The following is a 15,198-nucleotide window of genomic DNA, read 5'->3' as shown; positions in this document are numbered from 1 at the left end:
AACCGCCTGATCGACCGACCCCAGCGAGACACCGAGCCCCACCCGCGCCACCTCCCACACCTCCCTGTCCGGATTCCGGCGAAGACGCCGGAAGACCCCCGAGGACCTGACACATGTCCACCACCACGACCGGCGCCGTCCCCCCGGCGCCCGCGCAGGCCGACCCGTACGCCCTGCGCGCCGAAGACGCCCGCCCGGCCCCCGAGACCTTCCGCGGCCGACTGCGCCGGCTCGGTCCCGGGCTCATCCTCTCCGCGGCCGTCGTCGGCTCCGGTGAGCTGATCACCACCACCTCGCTCGGCGCCAGGGCCGGCTTCGCGCTGCTCTGGCTCGTGATCATCTCCACCGCGGTCAAGGTGTGGGTGCAGATGGAGCTGGCCCGCTGGACCATCCTCACCGGCCGCCCCGCCCTGGACGGCTTCCGTGACATCGGCCCCCGGATCGGCCGCCTGAGCTGGATCAACTGGCTCTGGATCGGCATGGACTTCGCCAAGATGTTCCAGCGCGGCGGCATCATCGGCGGTACGGCCGCCGCCTGTTCGATCCTGCTCCCGATCCACGGCGGCTCGCTCAGCGTCACGTCGCTCACCATCTGGGCGGTCATCGTCACGGCCGGCGCCGTACTCATCCTCCAGACCGGCAAGTACCACGTCGTCGAGCGGGTCGAAGTCATCGGCATCACGCTCAAGACGGTCATCACCGTCGGCCTCGCCCTGGCCCTCCCCCTCACCGCGTTCGGCTACGGCTCCGCCGACCTCGCCGAGGGCCTGAGCTTCCAGATCCCGGCGGGCACGGTGGGCATCGCCCTCGCCATGTTCGGCATCACCGGTGTCGGCGCCGACGAGATGACGACGTACACGTACTGGTGTCTGGAGAAGGGCTACGCCCGCTGGACGGGCCCCGACGACGGCACCGAGGAGCGGGCGCGACGGGCCGAGGGGTGGCTCAAGGTCATGCGCCTCGACGTGGGTGTCTCCTGGCTCATCTGCACCCTGTGCACGCTGTCCTTCTACACGATCGGCGCCTCGGTACTGCACCCGCAGGGCCTGGTCCCCGAGGGCAACGACATGATCACCACGCTCTCGCACATGTACACCGACGTGCTCGGCCCGTGGGCGCAGTACCTCTTCCTGGCCGGCGCGATCGCGGTCCTCTTCTCCGTGACGGTCGCGTCGTCGGCGAGCGTGCCACGCCTGTGGGCCAACACCCTCGGTCTGCTCGGTGTCATCGACTGGCACGACGTGCGCTCCCGCACACGCACCATCCGGGTCCTGACCTGGTGTCTGCCCCCGGTGTGGATGTGCTTCTTCCTGTGGGTGCAGTCCCCCGTCCTGATGGTCCAGATCGGTGGCATCGGCGGCGGCGTCTTCCTGCTCGCCGTCGTGATCGCGGTGTGGCGCCTGCGCTACACCGGCGTCCCGCCCCGCTTCCGCGCCAACCCCTGGCTGACCGCCGCCCTCGTGATCAGCAGCGCGGCGATCGTCTGCCTCGGGGTGTACGCGGTCCTGGACACGCTGGGCCTGACACCCGGCGCCTGAGCCTCGCCCCGCTTCCGATGAGCCCCTCCCCCGAGAGGTCGACGATGCCCTCCCCACCTCACCTCCATCCCTCCCGCCGCACGCTGCTGCGCACTCTCGCGGCCGGTGGCGCCGGCCTGGCCCTCGGCCCGCTCACCGCCTGCGCGGGACCGACGGGTGCGCCAGGACCGCGGACGCTCTCGCTCGGCCTGAACCGCTCCCTGGTCAGCCTGGACAACAAGCTCAACCAGTTCGACGCCGCCGTCACCGTGCAGCGCGGCGTGCGGCAGGCGCTCACCGCGATCCGCCCGGACCTGTCGGTCGCCCAAGTCCTCGCCGACCGCTTCGAGATGACGTCGCCGACGACCTGGACGGTGCGACTGCGCGACGGCATCCACTACTCCGACAAGCGCCCCGTGCGCGTCGAGGACGTGGCGACCGCGCTGCGCCTGTACGGGAAGGTCGACGGCTCGTTCATCCGCGGCCTCTTCCCCGAACTCCCCACCGTGGAACGGGTCGACGAGCGTACGTTCCTCCTGCACACACGCCGCCCGGTGCCCGTGCTCGACCGCCTGATGGCGAACATCCTCATCACCCCGGCCGCGGACAACCGCGCCGAGGAACTGCGGTCCGGTGTGGGCACGGGACCGTACCGGGTGGTCGCCGCGAACAGCGGCACCGGCGAGTACACGCTCGCCCGCAACCCGAACTACTGGGGCACACCGCCGGGCGTCGACCGGGTGCAAGTCCGGTTCGTGCCCGAGGAGTCCAGCCGGGTCGTCGGGATCCGCAGCGGCGAACTCGACGTCGTCGACACCCTCACCCCGGACTCCGCCGACCAGCTCGACGGGCTCCCCGGGGTACGCCTGGACCGCGTCCCCGGCGTGCGGATCTGCCAGCTGTTCTACAACTTCCGCAAGCCCAGGTCGTATCCGCTGTCCGACGCGCGCGTCCGCAAGGCCCTCACCCACGCCGTCGACGGGGACGCGCTCATCAAGGACGTCCTCACCAAGTCCGCGGTGGAGGCGCAGGGTGTGCTGCCACTGGCCCTCGAAGGGGCCGTGCGCACCGGGTCGTACCACCACGATCCGGCCGCCGCCCGGAAGCAGTTGAGGGCGCTGGGCGCCGACGGGATGCGGCTCACCATCATCTGGGAGAGCGGCGAGTTCGCGGGCGACGCCTCCGTAATGGAGGCGCTGGTGGAGATGTTGCGGGACGCCGGCGTGCGCGCGCAGCTCAAGCAGTTCCAGCCGGGCGGCGACATCCTCGCCTGGCGGCAGGGCCGCGGCGGCGACTGGGACGTGATCGGCAACGGCTTCCCCGGCACCACGGGACAGGCCCTCACCAGCCTCCAGGCCATGTACGCGGGCACCGCCGAGGACGACAAGACGGGTGACGCCTTCATGGGCTACGTGAAGCCGCACATCGAACGTCAACTGTCCGACGCCGCCGAGGAGACGGACGCGAAGACGCGCACCCAAAAGCTGAACGCGGCGCAGCGTGCGGTCTGGGACACCTGGCCGTGCCTGTGGTCCTTCGTGCCGAAGACGGTGCAGGCCCGCCGCGACCGCGTCACCGACCTCGAACTGGCCCCGCTCAACTGCTACGACCTGTCGACCGTACGGCTGGAGGGCTGACCCATGGCCACGGCCACGTACCTCGCTCGGCGTCTCGGCCAGAGCGTCCTGACCGTCTTCCTCACTCTGACCGTCGTGTTCCTGCTGATCCGGATGGCACCGGGCGACCCGGCGTCCGCGTACGCGGGCCCGACGGCATCGACCTCCGAACTCGCGCGCATCCGAGCCCAGTTCGGCCTCGACAGACCACTTTTCGAGCAGTACGGAATCTATCTACGGGACCTGGTCAGCGGAAACTTCGGCACCAGCTACTCGTTCCACGCCCCGGCCTTCGACGTGGTCATGGACCGCCTTCCGTACACCCTCACGCTCGCGGTCTCGGCGATCGCCGTGACGGTCGTCGTGGCGGTGCCGCTCGGCGTGTGGATGGCCCATCACGCGGACAGCGCACGCGAGTTGGGCGCCAACATCTTCACGATCACCGGGCAGTCCATGCCCGACTTCTGGACCGGCGTCATGCTCCTCACCGTCTTCGCGGTCCTGTTCCCCGTCCTGCCGGCCTCGGGCTTCACCTCCTGGGGCGGACTGGTCCTGCCGACGATCACCGTCGCGCTCCTCCAACTCGCCCTGGTCTCCCGGCTCGTACGCCGCGAGATGTCCACCGCGCTCGCCTCCTCGTACGTAACCGTGGCCCGCTCGCGCGGTGTCAGCGAGCGCGCCCTGACCTGGCGCTACGCACTCGCCAACTCGGCGGTGCCGCTGGTCACCGCCGTCGGCACCCGGTTCGCGGCGCTGCTCAACGGTGTCGTGGTCGTCGAGGTCGTCTTCGGCTGGCCGGGCGTCGGCTCGCTCGTCGTCCGCGCCCTCGACACCCGCGACTACCCCCTGATCCAGGCAACGGTCCTGGTCACGGCCGCACTCGCACTGCTGGTCCAACTCGTCGTCGACCTCTGCTACCCGCTGCTCGACCCGCGGGTACGACTCGGAAAGGCGGCCTGAGCCATGTCCGCCACGCTTTCCCCCGCACCCAGCGCCGTCACCGCCCGCGACCTCAGGCGGGCCACGGCGACCCGCCAGCGGCGCAGCGCCCGCTTCAAACTCTGGGTGGGCGCGGTGTGCGCGGCGATGGTCGTGCTGCCCGTCGCACTCGCCCGCGTACTCCCCCTGCCGGACGCCAACGCGCAGAACCTGGCGGCCCGCAGGCTCCCGCCGCTCACCGAGGGCCACCTGTTCGGCACGGACCAGCTGGGCCGCGATCTGCTCGCCCGGATCCTGCTGGGCGGCCAGGTGTCACTGACGGTGGGTGTGCTGGCCGTGATCGTGTCCGGCCTGATCGGCATCGCCGCGGGTTCGGCCGCAGGCTACTTCGGCGGCTGGGTCGACACGGTCGTCTCCCGCCTCCTGGAAGCCCAACTCGCCCTGCCCCTCCTGATGATGCTCCTTCTGGTCGTCGCCCTGTTCGGCCCGTCGATCCCCGTCATCACGGCGGTGATCGCGGTCGCACAGTGGCCGGAGGTGGCCCGCCTGACCCGTTCCCTCGTCCTCGTGGAACGCGAGAAGCCGTACGTGGCTGCCGCCCGCCTCCTGGGCCTGCGCGGATGGTCGGTCCTCGGCCGCCACGTGATCCCGAACATCGTGCGCCCGGCGGCGTTGGTGATCCTGCTGCTCCTGGCCCAGGCCGTCCTCCTGGAGAGCTCGCTCAGCTTCCTCGGCGCCGGCCCCCAACGCCCGTTCGCGACATGGGGCCGCATCATCTCCGACGGCCAGGCCTACCTCACCACGTCGTGGTGGCTGGTGACACTGCCCGGCCTGGTCATCGCGCTGCTGGTGGTCGGCGTCAACCTCGTCGGCGACGGCCTGCGCGACCGCGTCCCCGCCCTCAAGTCGACGAAGGGAGCCCAGACATGACACCCACTCAGCAACCACTCCTGGACGTGACGAACCTCCAGATCGAACTGGTCACGGGCCGCGGCATCGTACGCGCCGTGGACGGCGTGAGCTTCACGGTCCACGAGGGCGAGACGGTCACCCTCATCGGCGAGTCCGGCTCCGGCAAGTCGACCACGGCCATGGGCGTACTGCGCCTCCTCCCCGAGGGCCTCGCCGTCCTCTCCGGCAGCGCGCGGATCGCCGGCGAGGACGTGATCGCCGACCCCGCGGCCGCCCGTCGGGCCCGCGGCCGCACCGTCTCCCTGATCCCCCAGGACCCGATGACGGCGCTCAGCCCGGTGCACACCATCGGCCGCCAACTCGGCGACGCCCTCCGCCTGCGCCACCCCGGCATCGGCCGCGCGGAGATACGCGACCGGGGCACGGCCCTGATGGAACGGGTCCGCATCAGCGATCCCGCACGCCGCTGGAAGGCCTACCCGCAGGAATTCTCCGGCGGCATGCTGCAACGCGTCCTGATCGCCATCGCCCTCGCCGCCGAACCACGCCTCCTGGTGGCGGACGAACCGACATCGGCCCTCGACGCAACGGTCCAGGCCGAGGTCCTCGACCTCCTCATGGCCCTCCAGGAGACGGATGGCGTCGGCCTGTTGATGATCACCCACGACCTGGGCGTGGCCCGCCTGATCTCGGACCGCATCCACGTCATGCGCGACGGCCGCTTCATCGAGTCCGGCGAGGCAGAACAAATCGTCGAGTCACCGACGGAGGACTACACCCGTTCACTGCTGGCCGCGGTGCCACGGCTCGGCCCATTTGTAAGCCCCTGCGGCGATTGAGCAGCGGGGTCCGGGGCAGCGCCCCGAGTCCGCAACCCCGGCAAGGAGCCAGCCCATGACCACTCCCGATCCTCTCCTCCACGTCGAGGACCTCGTCGTCACCTACCCCGCCCCCGGCGGAGCCACAACCGCGGTCGACCGAGTCACCTTCACGATCCCGCGCGGCAGCGCCCTCGCCCTGGTAGGAGAATCCGGCAGCGGCAAATCCACCATCGCCCACGCGGTGGTCCGCCTCCTGAAACCCACCGCAGGCCGCATCCTCTTCGACGGCACCGACCTCGCCGCCCTCCCCGAACGCCGCCTCCGCCCCCTGCGCCCCCGCTTCCAAATGATCTTCCAGGACCCGTACGGCTCACTGGACCCCCACCTCACCGCCCAGGACATCGTGGCGGAACCCCTCCGCCTCTCAGGCCCCCTCTCCGGCACCCGCGACAGAACGGCCCGCACACGCCGCGCGGCCGAGCTCCTGGACCGGGTGGGCCTGCCCGCCTCGGCCCGCGACCGCCGCCCTTCCGAGTTCTCCGGCGGCCAGCGCCAGCGCATCGGTATCGCCCGCGCCCTCGCCTCCTCACCCGACCTGCTGGTGTGCGACGAGGCGACCTCCGCACTCGACGTCTCCGTCCAGGCCCGCGTCCTGGAGCTGCTGCGCGAACTCCAGGCCGAGACCGGCATCACGTACCTCGTCATCGCCCACAACCTGGGCCTCGTACGGGAGATCAGCACCGACGTGGTCGTGCTGCGCTCGGGCCGGGTCGTCGAACAGGGCCGCACCGCCGACGTGTTGGCCTCGCCCACCGAGCCGTACACCCGCGATCTGCGCCGCGCGGCCCTCGACCCGGCGGCGATCCGCGGCCGCAAGCCCCGCGAACTGCTGCACGCGCGCGGCCGGGCCCACACCCCGGCGTGACACACCACCCCACTGGAGAGGACCCATGCCGCCCATGACACCCACGACGCCTACACCCCGGACTACCGAGACACCCACCCTGCCCGGCCACACCCGCACCGACCGCGCCCTCCCCACCCCCACCGTCCAGAGCCACGCCGCCAACCTGACCGTGCTGCCGGACGGCGAACTCGGCTGCGTGTGGTTCGGCGGCACGCAGGAGGGCATGGCCGACATCTGCGTCTGGTTCTCCCGGCTCCCGGCGGGGGCCGCCGAGTGGTCCGAGCCGCAGCGCCTCTCCGACGACCCCGACCGCTCGGAGCAGAACCCGATCCTGACCGTCCTGCCGAGCGGCGAGTGGTGGCTGCTGCACACCGCCCAGCAGGGCGGACGCCAGGACACCGCACAGGTGCGGCTGCGCATCAGCCGTGACCGGGGCGGGAGTTGGGCGGCACCGCGCACCTTGTTCAGCGCCGAGTCCGGCGGCGTATTCGTGCGGCAGCCTCCGGTGGTGCTGCCGACCGGCCGGATCCTGCTGCCGGTGTTCCGCTGCACGACCCCCGAGGGAGTGGCGTGGACCGGCGAGCACGACACCAGCGCGGTGATGGTGTCCGACGACGGCGGTACGACGTGGCGCGAGCACACCGTCCCGGCGTCGACCGGCCTGGTGCACATGAACGTCCACGCCCTGCCGGACGGCTCCCTGCTCGCCCTCTACCGCAGCCGCCGCGCCGACCACGTCCACCGCTCGGTCTCGTACGACGAGGGCACCACCTGGACAGAACCCGAACCGCTCGACCTGCCCAACAACAACTCCTCCGTCCAGTACGTGCCCCTGACGGACGGCCGCCTCGCGCTCGTCTACAACCACAGCAGCGCGGCCGACGCCACCGACCGCCGCGTGTCCCTGTACGACGAGATCGACGAGTCGGGCGACCTGGCGACGCAGGCCGGGACAGCCGACGACGACACTGTCGGCTCCGCCTTCTGGGGCGCCCCGCGCGCCCCGCTGAGCCTCGCCCTCTCCCCCGACGGCGGCCGCACCTGGCAGCGCGCCGCGGACCTGGTCACGGGCGACGGCCACTGCATGACCAACAACTCCCGCGACGGCCTCAACCGCGAGCTGTCCTACCCGTCCGTGACCCAGTCCGCCGATGGCGCGCTGCACATCGCGTACACCCACCACCGCAAGGGAATCCGCCACATCCAGCTCACACCGCACGCCTGACCGCCGGGGACAGCACACCTACCCCGCTCCCGCCCCCACTCCTGCCCATGTGATCGGCATCACCCTGTACTCCGCGTGGACGTCAGGTCATCATATGACCTGCGTTCGACGGCCCCACGGGCCTCGACCCACGGCCCTCGGCCCACGGCGAGAGACAGGGACAGACACCCATGCACGACCAGGATCAGCCGGCCCCGACCGCCCCCACGACCCGCGTCGGCGTCGTCGGCCTCGGGGCCATGGGGCTCGGCATGGCGCGCAGCCTGCGCGCCGCCGGGTTCCACGTGGCGGTCCACGACCTGCGCGCCGACGTGGCCGCCGACTTCGCACGCGAGGGCGGCGCCGCGTACGACACGGCCGGTGACCTGGCGGCCGACGTCGACGTCCTCGTCGGTGTCGTGGTCAACTCGGCGCAGGTCGAGTCGGTCCTCTTCGGCGACGGCGGCGCGGCCCACCGCCTGCGCCCCGGTTCCGTCTACGTCATGTGCTCCACCGTCGACCCGACCTTCTCCGCCCAACTGGAGGGTAGGCTCGGGCAGTTGGGCGTCGGCTTCCTCGACGCCCCCATCTCCGGCGGCGCCGCCCGCGCCGCGACCGGCGAGCTGACGATGATGACCTCCGGCTCCCCGGAGGCGTACGCACTCGCCGACCCGGTGCTCGACGCGATGAGCGCCACGGTCTACCGACTCGGCGACACCGCGGGCCTCGGCTCCAAGGTCAAGATCGTGAACCAGCTGCTCGCGGGCGTGCACATCGCCGCCGCCGCGGAGGCCATGGCCCTCGGTATCAAGGCGGGCGTGCCGGCCGAGTCGCTGTACGAGGTGATCACCCACAGCGCGGGCAACTCGTGGATGTTCGAGAACCGCATGGCCCACGTGCTGGCCGGGGACTACACGCCGCTCTCCGCCGTCGACATCTTCGTCAAGGACCTCGGCCTCGTCCTCGACTCCGCGCGGCCGGAGAAGTTCCCGCTGCCGCTGTCCGCGACCGCCCACCAGATGTTCCTTCAGGCCTCCGCGTCCGGCCTCGGCGGCGAGGACGACAGCGCGGTCATCAAGATCTTCCCGGGCATCGAACTGCCAGAACCGGGCATCGAACCGCCCCACCACCGGCCGAACACCCACGACAACGACGAGAAGGGGGCCTGACATGGCCATCCGCCTCGGATGCATCGCCGACGACTTCACCGGCGCCACCGACCTCGCCAACAACCTGGTGCGCGCGGGCATGCGCGTCGTCCAGCTGATCGACGTACCGGCTCCGGACGCGGCGACGCCGCGGGACGCCGACGCGGTCGTCATCGCGCTCAAGTCGCGGACCGTCCCGGCGGCCGAGGCCGTCGACTCCTCGCTGCGCGCCCTGGAATGGCTGCGCTCCGCGGGCGCCGAGCAGATCTACTTCAAGTACTGCTCCACCTTCGACTCGACGCCGGCCGGCAACATCGGCCCGGTCACCGAGGCCCTGATGGACGCGCTCGGCACCGACTTCACCGTCGCGACACCTGCCTTCCCCGACAACGGGCGCACCGTTTTCAAGGGCCACCTCTTCGTCGGTGACGTGCTGCTCGGCGAGAGCGGCATGCGCCACCACCCGCTCACCCCGATGACCGACTCCAACCTGGTGTCCGTGCTTGCCGCCCAGACCGAGCGCCCGGTCGGACTCATCGACCACAAGGCGGTCGCGGCGGGCCCCGAGGCCATCACGGAGCTGATCGCCGCGCTGCGCAAGGACGGCATCGGCGCCGCGATCGTCGACGCCGTGTCGAACGACGACCTCGTACGCCTGGGTGCCGCGGTCGCCGGCCTGCCGCTGGTCACCGCCGGTTCGGGCCTCGCCATCGGGCTCCCCGCGAACTGGGGCATCGAGCCGTCCCCGGAGGCCGCCGAACTCCCCGCCGCCTCCGGCCACTTGGCGGTCGTCGCGGGTTCGGTGTCCGCCGCCACGAACGGCCAAGTGCGCGCGTTCCTGGACACCGGTCGGCCGGCCTTCAGCGTGGATCCGCTGCGGATCGCGGCGGGCGAGGACGTGGCCGCCGAGGCGCTCGCCTTCGCCGACGCCCACCTGTCGTCCGACGGCCCGGTTCTCATCTACTCGACCGAGTCCCCCGACGCCGTACGCGACGTGCAGGGGCAGCTCGGGGCCGCCGAGGCCGGGGAGTTGGTGGAGCGGACACTCGCGCGCGTCGCCCAGGGGCTCGTCGAGCGCGGCGTGCGACGGCTCGTCGTCGCCGGTGGCGAGACCTCCGGCGCCGTGGTGCAGGCCCTCGGTCTGGACGGGCTTCGGATCGGCCCGCAGATCGATCCGGGTGTGCCGTGGTGTGCGGCGCCGCTCGCCGACGGTGACACCCTCCACATCACCCTCAAGTCGGGCAACTTCGGCGGCCCGTCCTTCTTCACCGCATCGTTCGACCTGCTCGGCAACGGGGAGTCCCAGTGACCCAGGACCTCAACTTGGCCGCGGAGTCCGCCCGTTCGGAGATCGTCCGCGTCGGCACCAGCCTCTTCGCCCGCGGCTACGTCCACGCGAGCGCCGGCAACATCAGCGCCAAGCTCGACGACGGCCTCGGCCACCTCATCACCCCGACCGACGCGGCCCTCGGCTTCCTCTCCCCCGAGCGGCTCGCGCTCGTCGACGGCGAGGGTGCCCAGGTGGCGGGCGACCGCGCCAGCAAGACCCTCACCCTGCACCGCCGGATCTACGCGGCCGACCCCACGGCCCGCTTCGTGATCCACACCCACTCCACGCACCTGGTCGCGCTCACCCTCGCCGGCGTGTGGCACCAGGACGATGTGCTGCCACCCATCACCCCGTACTACGTGATGAAGGTGGGTCACGTCCCGCACATCCCGTACCACCGGCCCGGCGACCCGCGCGTCGCCGATCTGGTGACCGAGCGGATCAACTCCCGTGCCGCGCAAGGCACTCCGATCCGCGCGGTCCTGCTCGACCGCCTCGGCCCCGTCGTCTGGGGCCCGGACGCCGCCTCCGCGCTCGCCGTCCTCGAAGAACTCGAGGAGACGGCCCGCCTCTGGCTGACGACCGACCGCAAGCCCGCACCGCTCCCCGAAGACGCCATCGCCGAGCTGAGAGCCACGTTCGGCGCGGCCTGGTAACACCCGCTCGTCACTCCCCTCCCCGCCTGAGCCGCACAAGGAAGTGCCTCATGTCCACGACCGTCCCCACGGCCGACACCCCCGAACTCGCGCGTGAGAACGCGGTGTTCCGCAAGGTGATCCGCCGCATCGTCCCCTTCCTGATCCTCTGCTACATGGTCTCCTACCTGGACCGCGTGAACGTGGGCTTCGCCAAGTTGCAGATGTCCTCGAACCTCGGCTTCAGCGAGGCGGCCTACGGCCTCGGAGCCGGCCTCTTCTTCATCGGCTACTTCTTCTTCGAGGTCCCCTCGAACCTGCTGATGCAGAAGGTCGGTGCCCGCACCTGGATCGCCCGCATCATGATCAGCTGGGGTCTGGTGTCCGCGGCGTTCGCCTTCGTCAACAGCGAGACGACGTTCTACGTACTCCGCTTCTTGCTCGGCGCCGCCGAGGCCGGCTTCTACCCCGGCGTGATCCTCTACTGCACGTACTGGTTCCCGTCCCAGCGCCGGGCCCGCGTCATCGCGATGTTCATGTCGGCGATCCCCGTCGCCGGCATCTTCGGCAACCCGCTCTCCGGCTGGATCATGGACGTCTTCGACGACGCGGCCGGCTGGAGCGGCTGGCAGTGGCTGTTCGTCGTGGAGGCGATCCCCGCCCTCGTCATCGGCGTGGTCTGCCTGTTCTGGCTCGACAACAGCGTGCGCGACGCCAAGTGGCTGACCGACGACGAGAAGTCGGTCATCGAGAGGGCCCTCGCCGCCGACGCCACCCACCAGACCGTGCACGGCCGCGCCCTCGACGCCTTCCGCAACGGCAAGGTGTGGCTGATGTGCCTCATCTACTTCTGCTTCGTGATGGGCCAGTACGCGCTGACGTTCTGGATGCCGACGTTCGTGGAGTCCACCGGCGTCAAGGGCGGCCTCGCGATCGGCGCCCTGAGCGCGGTCCCGTACCTGGCCGCGCTGATCGCCATGAACCTCTTCGGGTTCTCCGCCGACAAGCGCCGCGAGCGCCGCTGGCACCTGGTGATCCCGTCCCTGATGGGCGCCGTCGGCTTCTCGATGGCGGCGAGCTTCGCCGGTTCGACCCCGCTGGCCCTCGTCTCCCTGTCGATCGCGGCGGCCGGCGTCCTGACCTGCGCCCCACTGTTCTGGTCGCTGCCGACCGCGTTCCTCGGCGGCACGGCGGCCGCGGCGGGCCTCGCGGCGATCAACTCGGTCGGCAACCTCGCCGGCTTCGTCAGCCCGTACATGATCGGCTCGCTGAAGGATGCGACCGGTTCCACGGCGATCCCGATGTACGTTCTGGCGCTGTCGCTCGTCATCGGGGCGGCAGCCGTCCTGACCACGAAAAAGGACATCGTCAACCGCTGACGCACACACCTCTCTCTATAGGAGTCACCATGCCGAGGTTCGCGGCGAACCTTTCCATGCTGTATCCCGAGTACGACTTCCTGGACCGCTTCGCCGCGGCCTCGGCAGACGGCTTCGAGGCCGTCGAGTACCTCTTCCCGTACGCGTACGGGACCGGGGAGCTCCGCGCCCGGCTCGACGAACACGGCCTGAGCCAGGTCCTGTTCAACGCCCCGCCCGGCGACTGGGACGGCGGCGAGCGCGGCATCGCGGCGCTGCCGGGCCGCGAGGCCGAGGTCCGCGAGGGCATCGAGAAGGCCCTGCACTACGCGGCCGCACTCGGCAGCCCACGCGTGCACATGATGGCGGGCCTCGTGCCCGAAGGTGTCTCGCGCGCCGAGTGCCGGGACACGTACCTGACCAACCTGGCGTACGCGGCCGAACAGGCGGCGCCGGCCGGGGTCGACATCCTGATCGAGCCGATCAACACCCGTGACATGCCGGGCTACTTCCTGAACCACCAGGCGGACGCCCACGCGGTCGTACGGGAGATCGGCGCGTCCAACCTGAAGGTCCAACTCGACCTGTACCACTGCCAGATCGTCGAGGGCGACCTCACCGCCACCCTCCGCCGCGACCTGCCGACGGGTCGCGTGGGCCACCTGCAGATCGCGGGCGTCCCCGACCGCCACGAGCCGGACGCCGGCGAACTGGACATCCGTCATCTCATGTCCTGCGTGGACGAGTTGGACTTCGACGGCTGGATCGGCTGCGAGTACATCCCCAAGGCCGGCACGAGCGAGGGTCTCGGCTGGCTGAAGAACATCCAAGGAGAGCAGCACGCATGAGGATCGTCATCACGGGCGGTTTCGGCTTTCTGGGCCGCCAGGTCGCCGAGGCCCTGCTGGAGCGGCGCACGTTCGACGGCCTGCCCATCGACCGCCTCATCCTCGCGGACAAGTTCGTCCCGGACGAGTCGCCGCTCACGGCGGACCCGCTGGTGGAGGTGGTGCAGGGCGACCTCACGGACCGGCTCGCGGAGTTGTTCGCTCGGCCGGTCGACGTGGTCATCCACCTCGCGGCGGCGGTGTCGGCGGAGTGCGAGGCGGACTTCGACCTCGGCATGACCGCCAACCTGGACACGACCCGGGCTCTCCTTCAGGCGGCCCGCGCCCAGTCGGAGGCGGGCGGCCCGACCGTACGCCTCGTGCTCGCCAGCAGCGTGGCGGTCTACGGCTCGGACGCCGCACTCCCCCTCCCACCCGTGGTGGACGAGTCCACGCTGCCCACGCCGCAGTCCAGCTACGGCGTGCAGAAGCGGATCTGCGAGCAGCTGGTCGCCGAGTACACGCGCCGCGGATACGTGGACGGCCGCGTGACGCGCCTGATGACGGTGTCGGTGCGCCCCGGCAAGCCGAACGCGGCGGCCTCCGGCTTCCTCTCGGGCGTGGTCCGCGAACCCCTCGCGGGCCTCCCGGCAACGTGCCCGGTGAGCCCGGACACACAGGTGGCCCTGGCCTCCCCCCGCCGCACGGTGGAGGGCATCCTGCGGGTGGCACAGGCCGAACGCGGCACACAGGACGGCCAGTTGACCGGCAACATCCCGGTGAACCTACCCGCCCTGACGGTCACGGTCTCCGAAATCCTGCACACACTCCGCGAGGTGGCAGGCAACGCGGTCGCCGACCTGGTAACGGTGACACCGGACTCCTCCATCGAGTCGATCGTCGGCTCCTGGCCGGCCTCCTTCGACAACACCCGCGCGGCAGCGCTGGGCCTCTCTCCCGACCCGGACTTCGCATCGGTGATCCGCCAGTACGTCGCCGACCACCCGGACGCGGTCACCGCCGAGGTGTCCGCGGCCACGTCGATAGACTGACGCCATGTTCAACAAGGTGGACGGGCCCGTGCGGCTCGCCGATCGCGTCGCCGCGATGCTCACCGAGGAGATCGAGTCGGGGCGGCTCACGGCGGGCGACAAGCTGCCGACCGAGGTGGAGCTCGTCAAGCAGCTCGGCGTCAGCCGCACGGTGATCCGCGAGGCGGTCTCCCGCCTGCGCAACGCGGGACTGGTGGAACCCCGCCAGGGCAGGGGCGTCTTCGTGCTGCCCCGCCGCACCCGTCCCCTGGACCTGGAGGGCGGCACCGAGTCGCCGGGCACGCAGGCGAAGGTCCTCCAGATCGTCGAGGTCCGCCGCGCGATGGAGGCCGAGGCCGCCCATCTCGCGGCGACCCGCGCGCGCCCCGCCGACATCGTGCGGATGCGTGCGGCGCTGGCGGCGATCGACACGGCGGTCGCGGCGGGCGGCGACGGCACGGACGAGGACCTCGCCTTCCATCGCTCGATCGCGGAGTCGACGGGCAACCCGGTCCTGGTCTCGACGGTCCACTACCTCGGCGAGGTCTCCCGCGGCGGCATCCGCGTCACCCGCGCCAACGAGGCCCGCCGCGACGACTTCTTCGAGGCGGTCCGCCACGAACACCAGGCGATCCTCACGGCCATCGAATCCGCCGACCCCAAGGCGGCCCGCACGGCAGCCCGCCGCCACATGAAACACGCCGCCACCCGCCTCCAGAAGGCAGACCCGGAATTCTGGGACGAGGCGGAGGCCCTGGACGTGGACGTGGACCTCGACCTGGACACGGGGGCCTGAGCCCCGGTCCGGCTCCGCAACGACAGATCCCCACGGTCTCCGGGAGACCGTGGGGATCTTTTTGTGTCCGAGGGGGGACTTGAACCCCCACGCCCGATAAAGGGCACTAGCACCTCAAGCTAGCGCGTCTGCCATTCCGCCACCCGGACAAGGTGTC

14 protein-coding genes and 1 tRNA gene are annotated in these 15,198 nt (G+C 71.0%); 14 read left to right on the top strand and 1 reads right to left on the bottom strand.

The window, feature by feature from the left end:
* Positions 1–113: 113 nt before the first annotated feature.
* The 14 genes from OHA73_RS34670 to OHA73_RS34605 all read left to right on the top strand — a co-directional run bounded on the left by OHA73_RS34670 (position 114) and on the right by OHA73_RS34605 (position 15,041).
* On the top strand, positions 114–1,538 hold the full coding sequence (locus OHA73_RS34670) for an Nramp family divalent metal transporter (RefSeq protein ID WP_267068553.1): 1,425 nt from the start codon (positions 114–116) through the stop codon (positions 1,536–1,538).
* Between the two features lie 44 nt (positions 1,539–1,582).
* Positions 1,583–3,154: an ABC transporter substrate-binding protein gene (locus tag OHA73_RS34665; protein ID WP_267068554.1), complete on the top strand. Its 1,572-nt coding sequence runs from the start codon at positions 1,583–1,585 to the stop codon at positions 3,152–3,154.
* Positions 3,155–3,157: 3 nt separating this feature from the next.
* Positions 3,158–4,093, top strand: coding sequence for an ABC transporter permease (locus OHA73_RS34660; RefSeq protein ID WP_266715540.1), 936 nt, complete (start codon positions 3,158–3,160; stop codon positions 4,091–4,093).
* Between the two features lie 3 nt (positions 4,094–4,096).
* Positions 4,097–5,002: an ABC transporter permease gene (locus tag OHA73_RS34655; RefSeq protein ID WP_267068555.1), complete on the top strand. Its 906-nt coding sequence runs from the start codon at positions 4,097–4,099 to the stop codon at positions 5,000–5,002.
* Positions 4,999–5,823 carry an ABC transporter ATP-binding protein gene (locus OHA73_RS34650; protein ID WP_267068556.1) on the top strand — a complete coding sequence of 275 codons (825 nt, stop codon included), beginning with the start codon at positions 4,999–5,001 and terminating at the stop codon, positions 5,821–5,823. The genes OHA73_RS34655 and OHA73_RS34650 overlap by 4 nt, the downstream gene beginning before the upstream one ends.
* Before the next feature lie 55 nt (positions 5,824–5,878).
* The gene (locus OHA73_RS34645) at positions 5,879–6,730 is read left to right on the top strand and encodes an ABC transporter ATP-binding protein (protein ID WP_267068557.1); all 852 of its coding nucleotides are present in this window, start codon (positions 5,879–5,881) and stop codon (positions 6,728–6,730) included.
* 34 nt (positions 6,731–6,764) lie between these two features.
* Positions 6,765–7,937, top strand: coding sequence for a sialidase family protein (locus tag OHA73_RS34640; RefSeq protein WP_267068558.1), 1,173 nt, complete (start codon positions 6,765–6,767; stop codon positions 7,935–7,937).
* 170 nt (positions 7,938–8,107) lie between these two features.
* On the top strand, positions 8,108–9,085 hold the full coding sequence (ltnD, locus tag OHA73_RS34635) for an L-threonate dehydrogenase (protein WP_327657036.1): 978 nt from the start codon (positions 8,108–8,110) through the stop codon (positions 9,083–9,085).
* Position 9,086: 1 nt separating this feature from the next.
* Positions 9,087–10,373 (top strand): 3-oxo-tetronate kinase, encoded by a 1,287-nt coding sequence (otnK, locus tag OHA73_RS34630; protein ID WP_327657035.1) that lies wholly within the window; start codon positions 9,087–9,089, stop codon positions 10,371–10,373.
* On the top strand, positions 10,370–11,050 hold the full coding sequence (locus OHA73_RS34625) for a class II aldolase/adducin family protein (protein ID WP_327657034.1): 681 nt from the start codon (positions 10,370–10,372) through the stop codon (positions 11,048–11,050). The genes otnK and OHA73_RS34625 overlap by 4 nt, the downstream gene beginning before the upstream one ends.
* Positions 11,051–11,100: 50 nt before the next feature.
* Positions 11,101–12,408 carry an MFS transporter gene (locus OHA73_RS34620; RefSeq protein WP_327657033.1) on the top strand — a complete coding sequence of 436 codons (1,308 nt, stop codon included), beginning with the start codon at positions 11,101–11,103 and terminating at the stop codon, positions 12,406–12,408.
* Between the two features lie 29 nt (positions 12,409–12,437).
* Positions 12,438–13,235, top strand: coding sequence for a 2-oxo-tetronate isomerase (gene otnI / locus OHA73_RS34615; RefSeq protein WP_266715531.1), 798 nt, complete (start codon positions 12,438–12,440; stop codon positions 13,233–13,235).
* Positions 13,232–14,266 (top strand): D-erythronate dehydrogenase, encoded by a 1,035-nt coding sequence (gene denD, locus OHA73_RS34610; protein WP_327657032.1) that lies wholly within the window; start codon positions 13,232–13,234, stop codon positions 14,264–14,266. Before otnI ends, denD begins: the two co-directional genes overlap by 4 nt.
* A 4-nt stretch (positions 14,267–14,270) precedes the next feature.
* Positions 14,271–15,041 (top strand): FadR/GntR family transcriptional regulator, encoded by a 771-nt coding sequence (locus OHA73_RS34605; protein WP_327657031.1) that lies wholly within the window; start codon positions 14,271–14,273, stop codon positions 15,039–15,041.
* A 64-nt stretch (positions 15,042–15,105) separates the two neighbouring features.
* Here the strand turns inward: OHA73_RS34605 and OHA73_RS34600 are convergent.
* Positions 15,106–15,190: transfer RNA gene (locus OHA73_RS34600), tRNA-Leu, on the bottom strand.
* Between the last annotated feature and the right edge of the window lie 8 nt (positions 15,191–15,198).

This window comes from Streptomyces sp. NBC_00483, from assembly GCF_036013745.1.
Classification (GTDB): Bacteria; Actinomycetota; Actinomycetes; order Streptomycetales; family Streptomycetaceae; genus Streptomyces.
The sequence above is the reverse complement of the archived record's forward strand: the minus strand, read 5'-3'. Positions and strand labels throughout refer to the sequence as shown.

Coding starts and splice junctions, on each gene's coding strand:
- OHA73_RS34660 (WP_266715540.1), top strand. CDS start 3,158: ATGGCCACGGCCACGTACCTCGCTCGGCGTCTCGGCCAGAGCGTCCTG.
- OHA73_RS34605 (WP_327657031.1), top strand. CDS start 14,271: ATGTTCAACAAGGTGGACGGGCCCGTGCGGCTCGCCGATCGCGTCGCC.
- OHA73_RS34650 (WP_267068556.1), top strand. CDS start 4,999: ATGACACCCACTCAGCAACCACTCCTGGACGTGACGAACCTCCAGATC.
- OHA73_RS34665 (WP_267068554.1), top strand. CDS start 1,583: ATGCCCTCCCCACCTCACCTCCATCCCTCCCGCCGCACGCTGCTGCGC.
- OHA73_RS34645 (WP_267068557.1), top strand. CDS start 5,879: ATGACCACTCCCGATCCTCTCCTCCACGTCGAGGACCTCGTCGTCACC.
- otnI (WP_266715531.1), top strand. CDS start 12,438: ATGCCGAGGTTCGCGGCGAACCTTTCCATGCTGTATCCCGAGTACGAC.
- OHA73_RS34640 (WP_267068558.1), top strand. CDS start 6,765: ATGACACCCACGACGCCTACACCCCGGACTACCGAGACACCCACCCTG.
- denD (WP_327657032.1), top strand. CDS start 13,232: ATGAGGATCGTCATCACGGGCGGTTTCGGCTTTCTGGGCCGCCAGGTC.
- OHA73_RS34655 (WP_267068555.1), top strand. CDS start 4,097: ATGTCCGCCACGCTTTCCCCCGCACCCAGCGCCGTCACCGCCCGCGAC.
- OHA73_RS34620 (WP_327657033.1), top strand. CDS start 11,101: ATGTCCACGACCGTCCCCACGGCCGACACCCCCGAACTCGCGCGTGAG.
- otnK (WP_327657035.1), top strand. CDS start 9,087: ATGGCCATCCGCCTCGGATGCATCGCCGACGACTTCACCGGCGCCACC.
- OHA73_RS34670 (WP_267068553.1), top strand. CDS start 114: ATGTCCACCACCACGACCGGCGCCGTCCCCCCGGCGCCCGCGCAGGCC.
- ltnD (WP_327657036.1), top strand. CDS start 8,108: ATGCACGACCAGGATCAGCCGGCCCCGACCGCCCCCACGACCCGCGTC.